Here is a 16,102-nt window from a genome sequence, read left to right as displayed (position 1 = left end):
AGCGCAGCGAAGGGACGCGCGCAGTAGGGTCGCCCTTTCTTTGGTGACTTTCTTTTGGCGACGCGAAAGAAAGTTACTCGCACGCCGGGCGACTCCCGGCCTCCGCCCTCAACCTAGGCATGCCGTCAACCAGGCACACAGCCCTTGGCACGGAGGGAGAGCGCTTCAAAAAGCATAGCTACCAGCGCATATCCCACTATCGCATCCGGCCAAAATCACCAAAAAATCACATCACCCGCCCATACCACCACACCGACAACCCCGCCGCCACCAACGCCAGCACCGCCCCCAACAACGCCAGCAAAGAAGAAATCTCCGTCTCCTTCTTCTCCACCGTCAGCCGCGAGCTCAGCGTCTCGTACACCTTCTTCAGGTCCGCCGCCGTCGCCGCATGAAAGTACTCGGCATTGGTCCGCGCAGCCACCGCCTTCAGCGTTTCCTCGTCCAGCCGCACCCGCATCGACCAGCCCTCAAAACCAATGGTCTCGCCCTGCACCGTGCCCACCCCCACCGTGTACACCCGCACCCCCCGGTCGGCTGCCCACTTGGCGGCTTCCAGCGGGTCCACGCCCGTCGTGCGCTGGCCGTCGGTCAGCATGATGATGGCGGCCGAGTTGTAGGAGCCCGGGGCCACGGGCGTGAAGGTCTTGGCGGGGTCCTGCTGCTTGCCCAGCTCTTCGATGGGCTTCGGGCGCATGGCCTGGCGGCCGCCCAGGGCTGCGATGTCGATGCCCGCGTCAGGGAAGATCGTGGCCAGCGACAGCATGATGCCGTTGCCCGTGGCCGTGCCGCGCTGCAGCTGGAAGCTGTCGATGGCTTTGACCAGGTCTTCACGGCTCTGGGTGGGCAGCTGGGCCAGCTGGGCACTGCCCGCAAAGGCCACGATGCCCACGCGCACATGGCGCGGCAGGTCGGCAATGAAGGCCTTGGCGGCGTTCTGGGCGGCGGTGATGCGGTCGGGCTCCACGTCGGCGGCGCGCATGCTGCCCGACACGTCCATGGCCAGCATGATGGTCTGGTCCTGCGAAGGCAGGGTGATGACGGCCAGCGGGCGCGCGGCGGCCAGCAGCAGTGCCACCAGGGCCAGCAGGAACAGCGCGGGTGGGATGTGGCGGCGCAGGTGCTGGCCGGGGCCCATGGCCTCGCGCACCAGGGACAGGCTGGAGTAGGTCAGCGCTGTTTTCTTGCGCCGGTGCAGCAGCCACCAGTACAGCAGTACCAAGAGGGGCACCGCCAGCAGCAGCCAGAGCAGGGTGGGCCAGAGAAAAACCATGGTGTGTGTCCTTGGTGGCGAGTACAGCGTGTGCGGCGGGTGATTTACCAATCAATCCATTGATCGGTCAGGCGGCGGCAGCCGTTGCGGCAGGGCCTGCGGATGCCGATGCGGGGCCGAGAGGATTGCTGTGCGCCCGCACCCGGCGCTGGCGCAGGTCCATGAAGCGCAGCAGGGCATCGACCAGATCGTCGTCGGTGCACAGCTCCAGCGTGTCGGCGCCCGCGCGGGTCAGGCCTTCGCGCAGCACGGCCTCGCGGTCGGCGGCCAGTTGGGCAAAGCGGCGGCGAAAGCCCGCGTCGTGTGTGTCCACCTGTAGCTGCTCGCCGCTTTCGGCATCGCGCAGCGTCACCAGGCCCACATCGGGAAGCTCCAGCTCCAGCGGGTCGAGCAGGCGCACGGCCACCACGTCATGCCGCTGGGCCAGTTGGGCCAGGGGCTTTTCCCAGCCAGGCGCGCTGATGAAGTCGGACACCACAAACACGGTGGACCGGCGCTTGAGCGTGGCCAGACCGGTCTGCAGCAGCCGGTGCAGCTCGGTGGCGCCGCCACCTGTCTTGTGCAGCGGCACAGGGGTTTTGGAGGGCAGCAGTTTGTGCACCAGGTGCAGCACATGGGCACGGCTGCTGCGCGGGGGCAGCACGGCGTCGACCGCGCGCGCAGCCTGCGGGCTGGCGCCGCCATAGAGTACGGCGCCCACGCGGTTGCCGTGGCGAGTCAGCAGGCGCGAAAGCACAGCCACGAAGCCGGTCAGGATGTCGCGCTTGGCATGGCCGGTGGGGCCAAAGCTGATCGACGGGCTCAGGTCCAGCAGAAACCAGGCGGACATTTCGCGGTCTTCGGTGAACACGCGCACATGGGGCGTGTTCAGCCGCGCGGTCACGTTCCAGTCGATGTGGCGCACGTCGTCGTGGGGCTGGTATTCGCGCAGGTCGGTCAGGTCCAAGCCACTGCCGCGCATCAGCGTGCGGTAGTCGCCCTGCAGCAGGCCGTCCAGGCGGCGGATCACCTTCCACTCCAGCTCGCGCAGCAGCCGGTCGGCCTGCCCGGGCAGCGTGGGCAGGGGGTGCACCGTGGCGGAGGCTTCGTGTGGCTTGCGGGTCATGGCGGGTGGACTCACGCGGCCTTTTGTTCGTGGTGCAAGGGGCGCGCCGGTGCCGGGATTTTGGCCATGATGCGCTGGATGAGCGCGTCGGCATCCAGCCCCTCGGACAGCGCTTCGTACGACAGCGCCACCCGGTGGCGCAGCACGTCGGCGGCCAGGTCGGTCATGTCTTCGGGCAGTACGTAGTTGCGTCCGCGCAGCATGGCCAGGGCCTGCGCTCCCTCGGCCAGGGCGATGGTGGCGCGCGGGCTGGCGCCGCAGCTGATGTAAGCGGCCAGGTCTTTCAGTCCATGCCGCGCGGGCTCGCGGGTGGCGGCCACCAGCTTCACGGCGTACTGCAGCATCGACGGGTCCACATACACGGTGCGGCATTCGGCCTGCAGCGCCGCCAGCTGGGCCGTGGTGGCGACGGGCAGCACCTGCACGGGCACATCGAGCGCGCGCTGGGCGATCACGAACTCTTCTTCCTCGGTGGGGTATCCCAGCAGCACCTTCATCATGAAGCGGTCCACCTGTGCTTCGGGCAGCGCGTAGGTGCCTTCGGTCTCGATGGGGTTCTGCGTGGCCATCACCAGGAAGGGCTCGGGCACCTTGTGCGTCTCGCCCGCAATGGTCACCTGGCGCTCCTGCATCACCTCCAGCAGCGCGCTTTGCACCTTGGCGGGCGCGCGGTTGATTTCGTCGGCCAGCAGCAGGTGGGTAAAGACGGGGCCCAGCGTGGTGCTGAACTCGCCAGTTTTCTGGTTGTACATGCGGGTGCCCACCAGGTCGGCGGGCACCAGGTCGGGCGTGAACTGGATGCGCTTGAAGCTGCCCTGGATGGTGCTCGCCAGCGTCTTCACCGTCAGCGTCTTGGCCAGGCCCGGCACTCCCTCGACCAGCAGGTGGCCCTGGGCCAGCATGGCGACCATGACGCGCTCCAGAAAGCGGTCTTGCCCGACCACCACGCGTTTGACCTCGTAGAGCACCTGTTCCATCAGCGTGGCGGTGGCAGCGTTCGATGCATTGGGCGATGTGCTGGACGACATGGTGCTCCTTGCGATGATGGGTGGGACGGTGGTGATGGTGGGGCGGTGTGCGGTCAGAACGGCGGCATGCCGACGGCAGACGCCGCGTTTTCAATGGGCACTGCAAAGCCGATGCCGATGAAGGTGCGCGCCTGGGTGGGGTTGAGGATGGCGGTGACGATGCCCACCACCTCGCCATCCAGCGTTACCAGCGGGCCGCCCGAGTTGCCCGGGTTGGCGGCCGCGTCAAACTGGATGAGGTTGCTGAGCTGGCGCTTGCCCTCGGGCGACGTGAACTCGCGCTGCAGGCCGGACACCACCCCCGCCGAGGCCGAGGGGCCGATGCCAAAAGGAAAGCCCACGGCTACCACATGGTCGCCCGGGCGCAGGTTCTGGGTGGACCGCAGGGTGGCGGCCTCCAGGTCGTCGGGCACCTTGTGGGCCTGCAGCACGGCCAGGTCGTTTTCAGGTTGCACGCCGGTGATGCTGGCCGTGGTCTCCAGCCCGTCGTGGAAGGTGATGCCGATGCGTTCTGAGCCCGCCACCACATGCAGATTAGTCAGGATGACGCCCTTGTCCACGATGACCACGCCCGTGCCGATGCCGCGCTCGATCTCTTCCTTGCCGTTCTTGCTGCGCCCGTAGCCCACCACACGCACCACCGAGGGGCCGATGCTCTCCACGGCACGCGCGGCGGCAGAGGGCGGGGTGGTGGTCTCCAGCGTGCGCAGCACCGCGGCGTCGATGTCGTCCTGGGTGATCTTGCGGGCGGGGCTGCGGGTGTTATGCCAGGCGCTGGCTATCAATAAGCCCGCCAACAGCACCACGATGGCCCACAGGGCGACCAGCTGGCGTTTGAAGGCCCGGGAATTAGGGGGCGTGGCTGCTGCGGTGGCGGCGCTTGTCGCCGCTGAACCCTCTGCGGGCGGTGCTGCGGAGGCCACGGCTTCGGTGGCATCCACCGCCGCAGGCGTGCGACTGCGGGCGGAGCGGGAGCTTCTGTAGAGGGCGGGCCGGGGCATCCTGTCACCTTTGCTCGTACACGCCAGGGCCTGGCGCACGCAAACGACAGTAGCACGGTTTGCAGGCAAATGCACATGCAGGGCTACACAGGCGTACAGCCCCCAACGACCGCAGCCTTTGCAGACGGCATCGGGCATCATCGGCGCATGACCGCCTGGATCGATACCCACTGCCACCTCGACGCCCCCGAGTTCGATGCCGACCGCAGCACGGTCCGCGCCCAGGCGGCGGCGCAAGGTGTTTGCCATTGCGTGATCCCGGCGGTAGAGCGCAGCAACTGGGACACCGTGCGGGCGCTGGCGCACCAGCATGGGGACAGCTATGCGCTGGGCATTCATCCCCTCTACACAGGGCGCGCCGAGGAGGAGGACCTGCAGCATCTGGCCGGATACCTGGAGCAGCACCACGCAGACCCGCGCCTGGTGGCGATAGGCGAGATCGGCCTCGATTATTTTGTACCGGGCCTCGACCCGGCGCGCCAGGAGCGGTTTTACCGCGCACAGCTGCAGCTGGCCCGGCGGTTTGACCTGCCGGTGATCCTGCATGTGCGCCGTTCTGCCGACAAGCTGCTCAAGGGCCTGCGGGATTTTCCGGTGCGCGGCGGCATTGCGCATGCCTTCAACGGCAGCCTGCAGCAGGCGCAGGCGTTCATCGGCCTGGGCTTCAAGCTGGGATTTGGCGGTGCGGCGACCTATGACCGTGCCCTGCAGCTGCGCCGTCTGGCCACCGAGCTGCCCGGCGATGCCCTGGTGCTGGAAACCGATGCGCCCGACATTCCGCCCCACTGGCTCTACACCACGGCGGCTGAGCGCGCTGCAGGGCAGCCCCAGGGCCGCAACAGTCCGGGGGAGCTACCCGGCATTGCGGCTGTGGTGGCCCAGCTGCGCGGCCAGTCTGTGCAGGCGCTGGCTGGCAGCACCTGGGCCAATGCCTTCGCGGCGCTGCCCCGGCTGCAGAGGCTGCTGGCAGACGGGCAGCCATCGCAGGGTGGATGAGGAATCGGCGAGAAAGATGAATGGGGAGAAATTTGGGAGTTCGACGCCCTGTGGCAAAGGGCCGGCAGCTATCTTTTTTGTGCCGCCACACGGGGCTGACGGCCCTTTGGGGCCAAAATTGACCCATGTCCTCAGCCCCTGTTGCAGCCGGTCCGTCTTTGGCCCCCACTCCTGACGCCGCTGGCCCGTCCGCGCGCTGGCTGGGTCTGCCGCCGGTGGCAGGTGTGCGCACCGTGGTGCTGGTGCTGGGCAGCTTTCCGGGGGCTGCGTCATTGCAAGCCCGCCAGTACTACGCGCACCCCCAGAACCACTTCTGGAAGATCCTGCAGGCCTTGTGGCCCCAGCATCCCTTGCCCCCGGCGGGGCCGGATGGCTATGCGGACCGCTGCGTCTGGCTGCTGGACCGCGGCTTGGGCCTGTGGGACGTGTACCAGAGCTGCGAGCGCGAGGGCAGCCTGGACACCAGCATCCGCAATGCCCGGCTCAACGACTTTGCCGCGTTGCGCGGTGTGTGCCCCCAGTTGGCCGCGCTGGCGCACAACGGTGCGGAGAGTTTCCGGCACGCCCCGGCGGCGCTCGCCGCGCTGGGGGCTGCCGGGCAGCCGACGCGCTTGCTGCATGATGGGGGGAGGTCAGGCGCACGACCCATCGAGGCTGTGCGGCTGCCATCGACCAGCCCGGCCAACGCCTCCTGGAGTTTTGAACGTAAATTGACCGCCTGGGCCGATGTGATGGCCCGGCACGGATTGCTGTGAATGGCCCGTAAAAAAGAAACCTTGCAAGAGCTGCCGGAAGTCAGCGTGTCTGACGATGGCGAAGTGCGCCACCTGCACCTGGGCACACCCTGGATCCAGGGCTCCATGCGCATCGATGAGCCCTTTGCCCTGGAGCTGGAGTACGTGCAGCGCATGATGGCCTGGCTGCTGTTTGCCGACCTTGCTCAGGTGTCCAAGGGCCATGCCATGCAGCTGGGCCTGGGGGCGGGTGCCATCACCAAGTTCTGCCACAAGAAGCTGCGCATCTGCACCACCGCCATCGAACTCAATCCGCAGGTGCTGGCCGTGTGCCGCCAGTGGTTCAAGCTGCCGCCCGACGGCCCCAAGCTGCGCGTGGTGCTGGCCGACGCGGCCAGGGAGATCCAGGACCCCATGTGGTTGGGAACGGTGGATGCGCTGGCCGTTGACCTGTACGACCACGAGGCTGCGGCGCCCGTGCTCGACAGCCCCGACTTTTATGCCGACTGCCGCGCGCTGCTCACGGAAACAGGCTGCATGACCGTGAACCTGTTCGGCCGCGCATCGAGCTTTGACCGCAGCCTGCAGAGCATGGCGCAGGCGTTTGGCGAAGACGCGCTCTGGGCGTTCAAGCCCACACGCGAAGGCAACACGGTGGTGCTGGCCCAGCGCACCCCCACGCGGCCCAAGCGCGCGGAGCTGGCCGAAAAGGCCGAGGCCATCCAGGCGCGCTGGGACCTGCCCACTTCCAAATGGCTGCGGGTGTTCAAGCCCGTGAAGCCCTGAAAGGACTCTTGCAATGAATGCACCCGTCGTGACGCCGGAACGGCTGAAATCGGCTTCGCACATCGGACCTGTGGACTGGCGCCGCGTGGTGCAGTGGCTCAGTGATGACAAGGTGATCTCGCACGAGGAAGCGCAGCGCACCGTGGCCCGCTGTTCGCAGGCCGAGAGCTCTCAGCATGCCCTGGTGCGCCTGGCCAACGTGGCCATGGAGCGGGCGAGCGATGGCAAGCCGCTCGACATTGAGGCGCTGACTGAGTACTTGGCCCGGCGGGCGGGTTTGGCCTATATGCGAATCGACCCGCTCAAGGTGGATGTGGGGCGTGTGGCCGACACCATGAGCGCTACCTATGCGGAGCGCCACAAGGTGCTGCCCGTGCAGGTGACCAGCAAAGAAGTGGTGGTGGCCACCGCCGAGCCTTTCATCGACGACTGGGTGGCCGAAGTGGAGCGCCAGTCCCGCCGCTCGGTGCGCAGGGTGGTGGCCAACCCGCAGGACATTCACCGCTTCACGGCCGAATTTTTTGCGCTTGCCAAGTCGGTGCGCGCGGCGCAGAAGGCCGGCGGCAGCTCGGGTGGCAACAGCTTTGAACAGCTGGTGGAGCTGGGCAAGAGTAACAAGCAGCTCGACGCCAATGACCAGGGCGTGGTCAAGGTGGTGGACTGGCTCTGGCAGTACGCGTTTGACCAGCGGGCCAGCGATATCCACCTGGAGCCGCGCCGCGACCAGGGCGTGATCCGTTTCCGCATCGACGGCGTGCTGCACCCGGTCTACCAGATGCCCATGGGTGTGCACAACGCCATGGTGGCGCGCATCAAGCTGCTGGGCCGCATCGATGTGGTGGAAAAGCGCCGCCCCCAGGACGGTCGCATCAAGACGCGCAACCAGCGGGGCGAAGAGGTGGAAATGCGCCTGTCCACCCTGCCCACGGCGTTTGGCGAAAAGATGGTCATGCGCATTTTTGACCCCGACAACGCGGTCAAGGACCTGGATGCCCTGGGCTTCGCACAGCACGATGCGCAGCGCTGGGAAGCGCTGGTCAAGCGCCCGCACGGCATCATCCTGGTGACGGGACCCACTGGCTCGGGCAAGACTACCACGCTGTACTCCACCCTCAAGCGCGTGGCGACCGAAGAGGTCAACGTGAGCACAGTGGAAGACCCGATCGAAATGATCGAGCCCAGCTTCAACCAGACCCAGGTGCAGCCGCAGCTCGACTTCAATTTTGCCGAAGGCCTGCGTGCCCTCATGCGGCAGGATCCCGACATCATCATGGTGGGCGAAATCCGTGACCTGGAGACCGCCGAGATGGCCATCCAGGCCGCGCTGACCGGCCACTTGGTGTTCTCCACCTTGCACACCAACGATGCCCCCAGCGCCATCACCCGCATGATGGAGTTGGGGGTGCCGTCGTACCTCCTCAATGCCACCTTGCTGGGCGTGCTGGCACAGCGGCTGGTGCGCACGCTGTGCAAACAGTGCAAACAAAAGGACGAGTCCGCTAGCCGCGAAGCGCTGACCGAGGTGGTCAAGCCCTGGAAGATCAGCGGCAGCTACCACCCGTACAAGCCGGTGGGCTGCGTGGATTGCCGCATGGGTGGTTTCCGAGGCCGCATGGGGCTTTATGAGTTGCTCACCGTCAGTGAGGCGCTCAAGGACAAGATCACCCAGGCGCCTTCCATTGACGTGCTGCGCCGGCAGGCCGTGCAGGACGGCATGCGCCCCTTGCGCCTGGCGGGCGCGCTGCGCGTGGCCGAGGGGCTGACCACGATGGAAGAGGTGATTGCCGCCACACCGCCCTTGGAGTGAGCGAAGGGGAGGGGCGGGCATTCCTCTGCGGTTGGCCAGCCGTCTTCCAGAGTGGTTTTTGAGACAGTCTCCAGGGCGACAAGCCCTGCGGTGCAGGCCTGCAAGGCGTTACCGGATGTAGGTGGAATCCACATCGCGCCGCCCCCTCCTTGCCAGCACAATCGCGCAGTCGAGAATTCCGTCAAGGAGACAATTCGTGAAAATCAAGAGTAACAAAGACTTTGCGTCCGGGCTCATGTTCATGGGCGTCGGTACCGCATTTGCATGGGGTGCGACCACCTACAACGTAGGGACCGGTGCACGCATGGGCCCTGGCTACTTCCCGTTGCTGCTGGGCATTTTGCTGGCCATCATTGGTCTGGTGATCACTTTCAAGGCGATGACTGTGGAAACCGCCGATGGCGACAAGATCGGCAAATGGGCCTGGAAGCCGCTGTTCTTCATCCTGGCTGCCAACTTTGCCTTCGGCATTCTGCTGGGCGGCTTGCCCAGCCTGGGCATCCCGGCCATGGGGCTCATCGTGGGCATCTATGCACTGACCTTCATCTCCAGCCTGGCTGGCAATGAGTTCAATGCCAAGGGTGTGTTTGTTCTGGCCACCGTGCTTGCCATCGGCAGCTATGTGGCTTTTGTGTGGGCGCTCAAGCTGCAATTTCCTGTGTGGCCGAGTTTCATCGCAGGTTAAGCAGGAGCACCGACCATGGATTTGATTAACAACTTGTCGTTGGGTTTTGGTGTTGCGTTCACCTTCCAGAACCTGATTTACTGTTTTGTCGGCTGTTTGCTCGGTACGCTGATCGGCGTGCTGCCAGGCATCGGCCCCGTGGCGACCATCGCCATGCTGCTGCCCGCCACCTATGCGCTGCCCCCCGTGGCTGCGCTGATCATGCTGGCCGGTATCTACTACGGCGCCCAGTACGGTGGTTCGACCACGGCCATTCTGGTGAACCTGCCAGGTGAGTCTTCGTCGGTGGTGACCGTGATCGACGGCTACCAGATGGCCCGCAAGGGTCGGGCGGGGCCCGCGCTGGCGGCTGCAGGCCTGGGATCGTTCTTCGCAGGTTGCGTGGGTACGCTGATCCTGGCGGCCTTTGCACCCCCGCTGACCGAAGTCGCGTTCAAGTTCGGCCCTGCCGAATACTTCTCGCTGATGGTGCTGGGTCTGATTGGTGCCGTGGTGCTGGCCTCGGGTTCGCTGCTCAAGGCGGTGGCCATGATCGTGCTGGGCCTGCTGATGGGCTTGGTGGGTACCGACGTGAACTCGGGCGTGGCCCGCTTCAGCTTCGACATCCCTGAGCTGACCGACGGCATCGGCTTCGTGACCATCGCCATGGGCGTGTTCGGCTACGGTGAAATCATCGCCAACCTGTCGCGTCCCGATGACGAACGCGAAGTGTTCACTGCCAAGGTCGAGGGCCTGTTCCCCACCAAGGAAGACTTCAAGCGCATGTTCCCCGCAGTGCTGCGGGGTACGGCCCTGGGTTCTGCACTGGGTATCCTGCCCGGTGGCGGTGCACTGCTGGCAGCGTTTGCCGCCTACACGGTCGAGAAGAAGACCAAGCTGCAACCTGGTGAAGTGCCTTTCGGCCAGGGCAACATCCGTGGCGTGGCGTCGCCTGAGTCGGCCAACAATGCCGGTTCGCAGACTTCGTTCATCCCGCTGCTGACGCTGGGTATCCCTCCCAACGCCGTGATGGCGCTGATGGTGGGTGCCATGACCATCCACAACATCCAGCCTGGTCCCCAGGTGATGACGAGCAACCCCGAACTGTTCTGGGGCCTGATCGCCTCGATGTGGATCGGCAATGCGATGCTGGTGATCCTGAACCTGCCGCTGATCGGTATCTGGATTAAGCTGCTCACCGTGCCTTACCGCTGGCTGTACCCGTCCATCGTGCTGTTCTGCGCGGTGGGTGTGTATTCCACCAACAACAACACCTTTGACATCTGGATGGTAGGTGCGTTTGGTCTGATCGGCTACATCTTCCACAAGCTGGGTACGGAGCCTGCACCACTGTTGCTCGGTTTCATTCTGGGCCCGATGATGGAAGAAAACCTGCGCCGTGCGCTGTTGCTGTCGCGTGGCGACTGGAGCGTGTTTGTGACGCGTCCGCTGTCTGCCGGCCTGCTGGCAGCTGCAGCCCTGCTGCTCGTCATCGTGCTGCTGCCCGCCGTGAAGAACAAGCGCGAAGAAGCCTTCGTGGAAGATTGATCCTTCTCTGCTGACTTTCTCACCCTGACCAACGGCACCTTCGGGTGCCGTTGTTTTTTGGGCAGTGGCGTCCACATGGCACTGCTGTCGGCGGTACACAATTGCGGGCAGAGGTCCGCATGTCCACACCCTTTCATCCCACGCAGCATCCCCATCGGGCGATGCTGCACAACGAAATCCACGCCCGCCCGCCCGAGGCGATGAATGCGCCGCTGGCCATCGCACACATCGTCATGCTGGCCGATGCTGCCGGGCGCGAGGCCAGTCGTGCCCATGTGGCCGCGCTGCTGCGGGACCATCACATGGCGCTGCCTGATGCACAGACCACCCACCTGCGCATGGATCTGGGCGCTTTTCGCCTGCGGTGGGAGCTGCACACCGAGTTTGTCACCTGGACCTTCATGGTCCCGGCGCCGGTCGAGGCTTTTGGAGAGCGGGAGCCGGTCAGTGCGGTGAACTCCGTGCCCCGCGACTGGCTGGCCGCGTTGCCGGGCCAGTGCCTGTGCAGTCTGAACCTCTGGGTGCTGCCCACCCATACGTTTGGCTCGGGCTCGCTGGTCAAGCATGTGCTGCATGAGGACACGCTGGTGGCGTCCACCGTGGCCGATGGCCATGGCGAGGTGTACACCGACTTCGCGATCCATGCCGACGGTTTCTCGCGCATGGTGTTGCTAGCGGGTGGTATGACACCCAGGCGCCTGGGGCGCTTGGTGCAGCGCCTGCTGGAGATAGAGACCTACCGCATGGCCGCTTTGCTGGGCCTGCCGGCCGCCCGCGAGGCAGCCAGCGTGCTGGCCTTTGCCGAGCGTGAACTGGCGGCGCTGGCTGAAGCCATCCGCACAGCCAACCGCGACGACGAGCCAGCTTTGCTGGACCGGCTGACGCGCCTGGCCGGGCAGGTGGAGAGCCAATACGCAGCCACACATTCGCGTTTCTCGGCCAGCAGCGCCTACTTTGAATTGCTGGACCGCCGCATCCAGGATATTGCCGAGTCGCGCCTCGCGGGCATGCAGACAATCCGGGAGTTCATGGACCGGCGTCTGACCCCTGCGCGCAGCACCTGCGAGTGGGCGACCCGGCGGCAGGATGCGCTGTCGCAGCGGGTATCGCGCATGAGCAACCTGCTGCGCACCCGGGTAGAGATCGAGCAGCAGCAAAGCAGCCAGGCGCTGCTGACCACCATGAACCACCGGCAGGATTTGCAGTTGCAGATGCAGTCCACGGTGGAGGGGCTGTCTGTGGCGGCCATTACCTATTACATCGTCGGGCTCGTCAGCTATCTGGCGAAGGGCGCGCAAAAGCTGGGGTGGCCGTTGTCGCCGGAGACCACGGCAGCCCTGGCGATTCCGGTGGTGGCGGCCGGGGTGTGGTGGTCACTGCGGCGCCTGCACCAGCGGGTGTTCGACAAACACCGCTGAGGGCGCAGGTGGTGATCGGCCGGACTGCGCGGGAACTCGTTGAACCCGTGCGCCATCGCTGATCAAGGGGGCGCCCGCACAGAGGTTCGATGGCCTGCTGCCGCCGCATCGTGTCACACTGGGCGCCACTTTCTGACGCCTTTTGGTCGGCAGACCATCCAACGGGCGATTCGCACCCCTGCATATCCGTGACCACTGAAAAGAAGAGCATTGCGACCGGCCTGGTGCTGGCATTCCTGGGTTCCATCGCGTTCAGCGGCAAGGCCATCATCGTCAAGCTGGCCTACCGCCATGGGGTGGATGCGGTCACGCTCATCATGTACCGCATGCTGTTTGCACTGCCCATCTTTGCCGTGATGGCGTGGTGGGCGAGTCGGGGCAAGCCACCGCTTACCCGCAAGGACTGGCTGGGCGTGCTGGGCCTCGGGGTCACGGGCTACTACCTGGCAAGTTTTCTTGACTTTGCCGGGCTGGCCTACATCAGTGCCAGCCTGGAGCGGCTGATCCTGTACCTCAACCCCACCCTGGTCGTGCTACTGGGCTGGGCGCTGTATGGGCGCGGCATCCGCTGGGCCCAGGCCGCCGGCATGCTGGTGAGCTACAGCGGCGTGGTGCTGGTCTTCGGGCACGAGGCCAACCTGCAGGGCGCCAATGCTGCCTGGGGCACGTTGCTGGTGTTCCTGAGCGCAGTCAGTTACGCCATCTACCTGGTCTACAGCGGCGAGATGGTGCAGCGCCTCGGTTCGCTGCGACTGGTGGGGCTGGCGACCACGGTGGCGTGCCTGTGCTGTCTGCTGCAGTTTGTGGTGCTGCGCCCGTTGAGTGCTGCGGTGGTAGCCCCGGAGGTGATCTGGTTGTCGGTGCTCAACGCAACCCTGTGCACGGCCGCGCCCGTGCTGATGGTGATGATGGCCATAGAGCGCATTGGCGCGGGCATGGCCGCGCAGACGGGCATGGTGGGCCCGTTGTCCACCATCCTCATGGGCGTGTGGATTCTGGGGGAACCCTTCACAGCGTGGGTGGCAGCGGGGACGGTGCTCGTGATGACGGGTATTTTCATTTTCACCCGCATGGCGCGCAGGCCCTGACAGACCCCATCTGGCAGCCCTCTCGGGCCCTAGTACAGGGGCGGCCTTGCTTGTCTTTACGACGTCTTCTTCTTGGGGGCTGCCTTGCGGGCGGGTGCCTCGGCAGGTGCTGCGGGTGATGGCACCGCTGCGGCGGCGGGTGCAGCCTTGGGGCTCATGCGCTGGGCCACCGTCACGGGGGCCGAGCCGGTGAAACCATCGAGATTCTTGCCCATGGCCAGCTCCAGCTGCTCCAGGCGCGCCTGTGCTGGTGGGTGCGTGGCCAGTGCCAGCGTGAAGGCCGGGTTGTCTGGCGTTGCGGTGCGCAGCTGCTGCAGCACCGACACCAGTCCGTAGGGGTCGAAACCTGCACGGGTGGCCAGGGCCACGCCGGTGCGGTCTGCATCGTACTCGTCGGTCTGGTCCAAGCCGCGCGCATACAGATTGCGTCCCAGGGCCAGGAACTGCGAGGCCACCACGCTGCCCACGGCGTTGGTCTTGATCTGGGAGGCCACCAACTGCGTCAGCATGCCGGACTGGGCCGTCTTGCGGATCGCCAGCAGGTGGTGCTTGGCGGTGACATGGGTGATTTCGTGGGCCAGGATGCCCGCGAGTTCGGCCTCGTCGGCACAACGGTCAATCAGCCCCTTGGTCACAAACACATAACCCCCCGGGGCTGCAAAGGCGTTGTAGCCGGGGTCGTCCAGCACGACAAAAGTCCAGGGCAGGTTGGGGCGGGGGGATTGCAGGCTGATCCAGCGTCCCAACTGGTTCACGTAACGTTGCAGCGCCATGTCGGGATGCAAGGGCTTGCTGCCCAGCAGCACGGCCGACAGCTGCCGGCCGATCTCGATCTCGCGGGGCTCGTCAATGCTCTCGACCGAACGGGTGAGCATGCTGATGAGGTCATCCCCCTGGCCCGCGGGCGCGCCCCCGCCGGTGATGGCGCCCAGAAGGCCACCGCCCGTGTTGCTGGTGGTGCTGCCGCCGCCCAGGGCGTTGAGCAGGTTCATGACCCCCTGGCTCTGCCCCTGGCTAGGAAGCAGGGTCAGGGCGAGAGCGGTGCAGGCCGTTGCGATCAGCCGGATGCGGGGACGGGAATGGGGCAGGCGCATGGCAGCTCTCGCTCAGTTGGGGCTGAAATTGGGGTCGGACGGATTGTTGGACGAGCCTGTCGCTCCCGATCCGCCGCTGGAGGAGGGCCGGGGCGGTTCGGCCAATGGCGCTACGTTGCGCGGCTGCAGCGACGCATTGCTGGCGAACTGGCGGGCCTGGTCGGCATTGACGCGCAGACCTTCGGCCTGGGTCACCGCCGCAGGGTTGGGTTGTGCCTTCGCGATGTCTTCAGCGCCCAGACCCCGGATACCTACCGTGGAGGTGGCCGTGGTGGTACTGCCGCTGTTGTTGCCAAAAAGGCTACCCAAACCGCGAATTCCGCTGGTGGCGGCATTTCCACTGGTGGGCGCTGTTCCGGACTGGGGGCCCAGGTCAAACATGTGAACCCAGCCTGTGGCGCCTTGGGGGGTACTGACCTTGGTCCAGGGGCCCTTGCGCTCGCTGGTTCGCGTGACCACCGCATTGGCTTCCAGGGGTGCCACGCTGGCACCACTTTCTGCGGGACTGTCCCTCAGCTGGGTCGCGCGTTTGACGACGGCTGCCTCCTGGGCATGTGCTGGGGCAGCCAACAAGGGCAGCACGGCCATCGCGGCCGATGCCAGCCAAGAGGCCAGGGCTCTGCAGTGCAGCCGAATCATTTTGTATCTCTCCACTTATGATTTGTTGTGGCTGCGGCTCGCAGCGTCAAACCGGAGATTGTTATGGATTTGGGTATTGCAGGCAAATGGGCGCTGGTGTGTGGCGCGAGCAAAGGGCTGGGTTATGGCTGCGCGCAGGCTCTGGTGCGAGAGGGTGTCAATGTGGTCATCAACGCCCGCAACGCAGAGGGGCTTAACCAGGCTGCTACCCGTTTGATAGCTGAAGGCGCAGCTGCAACGAGCGCCATAGGCCAGAAGGGCGCAAGCCCGCAGGTGCTGGCCGTTGCGGCCGACATCACTACCCCTGAGGGGCGTGCGGCAGTGTTCTCGGTGGCCGGAGGACCGGGTCGTGACTTCGACATCGTGATCACCAACGCTGGGGGGCCTCCCACCGGCGATTTCCGCGACTGGAACCGCGATGCCTGGATCAAGGCCGTGGACGCCAACATGCTCACCCCCATCGAACTGATTCAGGCCACCGTGGATGGCATGGCTGCGCGTGGGTTTGGCCGCATCGTCAACATCACCTCCAGCGCCGTGAAGGCACCCATCGACATCCTGGGCCTGTCCAACGGCGCGCGCAGCGGTCTCACGGGGTTTGTGGCGGGCGTGTCGCGCAGCAAGGTCGCAGCGCGCGGGGTGACCATCAACAATCTGCTGCCCGGCAAGTTCGATACCGACCGTCTGGCCGCCACCGTCAACGCGGCTGCCAGCAAGGCGGGCAAGAGCGTTCAGGACGTGCGCTCTGCCCAGCAGGCACAGATTCCGGCCGGGCGTTACGGCACGGCGGAAGAGTTCGGCGCCATTTGCGCCTTCCTGTGCAGTGTGCAAGCGGGCTACATAACGGGGCAGAACGTGCTGGCCGACGGCGGGGCCTATCCCGGCACGTTCTGAGGCAGCTCGGGCCCGGCGGGGCCTGTG

At 65.7% G+C, this 16,102-nt stretch carries 15 protein-coding genes; 9 read left to right on the top strand and 6 right to left on the bottom strand.

Going from position 1 to position 16,102, the window contains the following annotated elements; all coding sequences use genetic code 11:
- Window positions 1-226: 226 nt before the first annotated feature.
- From ACODSU_RS20450 to ACODSU_RS20435, 4 genes are all read right to left on the bottom strand, one after another.
- Window positions 227-1,273 carry a VWA domain-containing protein gene (locus tag ACODSU_RS20450; RefSeq protein WP_056060921.1) on the bottom strand — a complete coding sequence of 349 codons (1,047 nt, stop codon included), beginning with the start codon at window positions 1,271-1,273 and terminating at the stop codon, window positions 227-229.
- Window positions 1,274-1,340: 67 nt separating this feature from the next.
- Complete coding sequence (locus tag ACODSU_RS20445; RefSeq protein WP_488844341.1) at window positions 1,341-2,378, bottom strand: DUF58 domain-containing protein; 1,038 nt, start codon at window positions 2,376-2,378, stop codon at window positions 1,341-1,343.
- Between the two features lie 11 nt (window positions 2,379-2,389).
- Window positions 2,390-3,406 (bottom strand): AAA family ATPase, encoded by a 1,017-nt coding sequence (locus tag ACODSU_RS20440; protein ID WP_488844339.1) that lies wholly within the window; start codon window positions 3,404-3,406, stop codon window positions 2,390-2,392.
- 53 nt (window positions 3,407-3,459) lie between these two features.
- Window positions 3,460-4,407 carry a S1C family serine protease gene (locus tag ACODSU_RS20435; RefSeq protein WP_488844337.1) on the bottom strand — a complete coding sequence of 316 codons (948 nt, stop codon included), beginning with the start codon at window positions 4,405-4,407 and terminating at the stop codon, window positions 3,460-3,462.
- Between the two features lie 147 nt (window positions 4,408-4,554).
- Here ACODSU_RS20435 and ACODSU_RS20430 point away from each other — a divergent pair, with 147 nt between their 5' ends.
- The 8 genes from ACODSU_RS20430 to ACODSU_RS20395 all read left to right on the top strand — a co-directional run bounded on the left by ACODSU_RS20430 (window position 4,555) and on the right by ACODSU_RS20395 (window position 13,448).
- Window positions 4,555-5,403 carry a TatD family hydrolase gene (locus tag ACODSU_RS20430; RefSeq protein WP_488844335.1) on the top strand — a complete coding sequence of 283 codons (849 nt, stop codon included), beginning with the start codon at window positions 4,555-4,557 and terminating at the stop codon, window positions 5,401-5,403.
- Between the two features lie 125 nt (window positions 5,404-5,528).
- Window positions 5,529-6,158 carry a DNA-deoxyinosine glycosylase gene (locus tag ACODSU_RS20425; protein WP_488844333.1) on the top strand — a complete coding sequence of 210 codons (630 nt, stop codon included), beginning with the start codon at window positions 5,529-5,531 and terminating at the stop codon, window positions 6,156-6,158.
- Window positions 6,159-6,923: a class I SAM-dependent methyltransferase gene (locus ACODSU_RS20420; RefSeq protein ID WP_488844331.1), complete on the top strand. Its 765-nt coding sequence runs from the start codon at window positions 6,159-6,161 to the stop codon at window positions 6,921-6,923. It begins immediately after the preceding gene.
- Window positions 6,924-6,936: 13 nt separating this feature from the next.
- The gene (gene tfpB / locus ACODSU_RS20415) at window positions 6,937-8,730 is read left to right on the top strand and encodes a type IV pilus assembly ATPase TfpB (protein ID WP_488844330.1); all 1,794 of its coding nucleotides are present in this window, start codon (window positions 6,937-6,939) and stop codon (window positions 8,728-8,730) included.
- Between the two features lie 196 nt (window positions 8,731-8,926).
- Window positions 8,927-9,415, top strand: a complete 489-nt coding sequence (locus ACODSU_RS20410) for a tripartite tricarboxylate transporter TctB family protein (RefSeq protein WP_015013056.1) — start codon at window positions 8,927-8,929, stop codon at window positions 9,413-9,415.
- A 15-nt stretch (window positions 9,416-9,430) separates the two neighbouring features.
- Complete coding sequence (locus ACODSU_RS20405) at window positions 9,431-10,942, top strand: tripartite tricarboxylate transporter permease (protein WP_060984541.1); 1,512 nt, start codon at window positions 9,431-9,433, stop codon at window positions 10,940-10,942.
- 119 nt (window positions 10,943-11,061) lie between these two features.
- On the top strand, window positions 11,062-12,360 hold the full coding sequence (locus tag ACODSU_RS20400) for a DUF3422 family protein (protein ID WP_110959484.1): 1,299 nt from the start codon (window positions 11,062-11,064) through the stop codon (window positions 12,358-12,360).
- A gap of 188 nt (window positions 12,361-12,548) precedes the next feature.
- Window positions 12,549-13,448 (top strand): DMT family transporter, encoded by a 900-nt coding sequence (locus ACODSU_RS20395; RefSeq protein ID WP_110959483.1) that lies wholly within the window; start codon window positions 12,549-12,551, stop codon window positions 13,446-13,448.
- 56 nt (window positions 13,449-13,504) lie between these two features.
- Here the strand turns inward: ACODSU_RS20395 and ACODSU_RS20390 are convergent, their stop codons facing one another.
- Window positions 13,505-14,542 (bottom strand): M48 family metalloprotease, encoded by a 1,038-nt coding sequence (locus ACODSU_RS20390; protein WP_488844328.1) that lies wholly within the window; start codon window positions 14,540-14,542, stop codon window positions 13,505-13,507.
- Between the two features lie 12 nt (window positions 14,543-14,554).
- Window positions 14,555-15,181 carry an SH3 domain-containing protein gene (locus tag ACODSU_RS20385; protein ID WP_110959481.1) on the bottom strand — a complete coding sequence of 209 codons (627 nt, stop codon included), beginning with the start codon at window positions 15,179-15,181 and terminating at the stop codon, window positions 14,555-14,557.
- Window positions 15,182-15,244: 63 nt separating this feature from the next.
- On the opposite strand from ACODSU_RS20385, the gene ACODSU_RS20380 reads away from it, so the two are divergent.
- Entirely contained in the window at window positions 15,245-16,075 is an 831-nt protein-coding gene (locus tag ACODSU_RS20380) for an SDR family oxidoreductase (RefSeq protein WP_488844326.1), read from the top strand.
- Window positions 16,076-16,102: the final 27 nt, after the last annotated feature.

It is taken from the genome of Acidovorax sp. FG48, from assembly GCF_057809085.1.
Note: the sequence above shows the minus strand (reverse complement) of the source record. Positions and strands in the feature narration are given on the sequence as shown.

Bases quoted from the DNA above. Each gene is read 5' to 3' on its own strand.
- ACODSU_RS20450 (WP_056060921.1), bottom strand. From the start codon at position 1,273: ATGGTTTTTCTCTGGCCCACCCTGCTCTGGCTGCTGCTGGCGGTGCCC.
- ACODSU_RS20445 (WP_488844341.1), bottom strand. From the start codon at position 2,378: ATGACCCGCAAGCCACACGAAGCCTCCGCCACGGTGCACCCCCTGCCC.
- ACODSU_RS20440 (WP_488844339.1), bottom strand. From the start codon at position 3,406: ATGTCGTCCAGCACATCGCCCAATGCATCGAACGCTGCCACCGCCACG.
- ACODSU_RS20435 (WP_488844337.1), bottom strand. From the start codon at position 4,407: ATGCCCCGGCCCGCCCTCTACAGAAGCTCCCGCTCCGCCCGCAGTCGC.
- ACODSU_RS20430 (WP_488844335.1), top strand. From the start codon at position 4,555: ATGACCGCCTGGATCGATACCCACTGCCACCTCGACGCCCCCGAGTTC.
- ACODSU_RS20425 (WP_488844333.1), top strand. From the start codon at position 5,529: ATGTCCTCAGCCCCTGTTGCAGCCGGTCCGTCTTTGGCCCCCACTCCT.
- ACODSU_RS20420 (WP_488844331.1), top strand. From the start codon at position 6,159: ATGGCCCGTAAAAAAGAAACCTTGCAAGAGCTGCCGGAAGTCAGCGTG.
- tfpB (WP_488844330.1), top strand. From the start codon at position 6,937: ATGAATGCACCCGTCGTGACGCCGGAACGGCTGAAATCGGCTTCGCAC.
- ACODSU_RS20405 (WP_060984541.1), top strand. From the start codon at position 9,431: ATGGATTTGATTAACAACTTGTCGTTGGGTTTTGGTGTTGCGTTCACC.
- ACODSU_RS20400 (WP_110959484.1), top strand. From the start codon at position 11,062: ATGTCCACACCCTTTCATCCCACGCAGCATCCCCATCGGGCGATGCTG.
- ACODSU_RS20390 (WP_488844328.1), bottom strand. From the start codon at position 14,542: ATGCGCCTGCCCCATTCCCGTCCCCGCATCCGGCTGATCGCAACGGCC.
- ACODSU_RS20385 (WP_110959481.1), bottom strand. From the start codon at position 15,181: ATGATTCGGCTGCACTGCAGAGCCCTGGCCTCTTGGCTGGCATCGGCC.
- ACODSU_RS20380 (WP_488844326.1), top strand. From the start codon at position 15,245: ATGGATTTGGGTATTGCAGGCAAATGGGCGCTGGTGTGTGGCGCGAGC.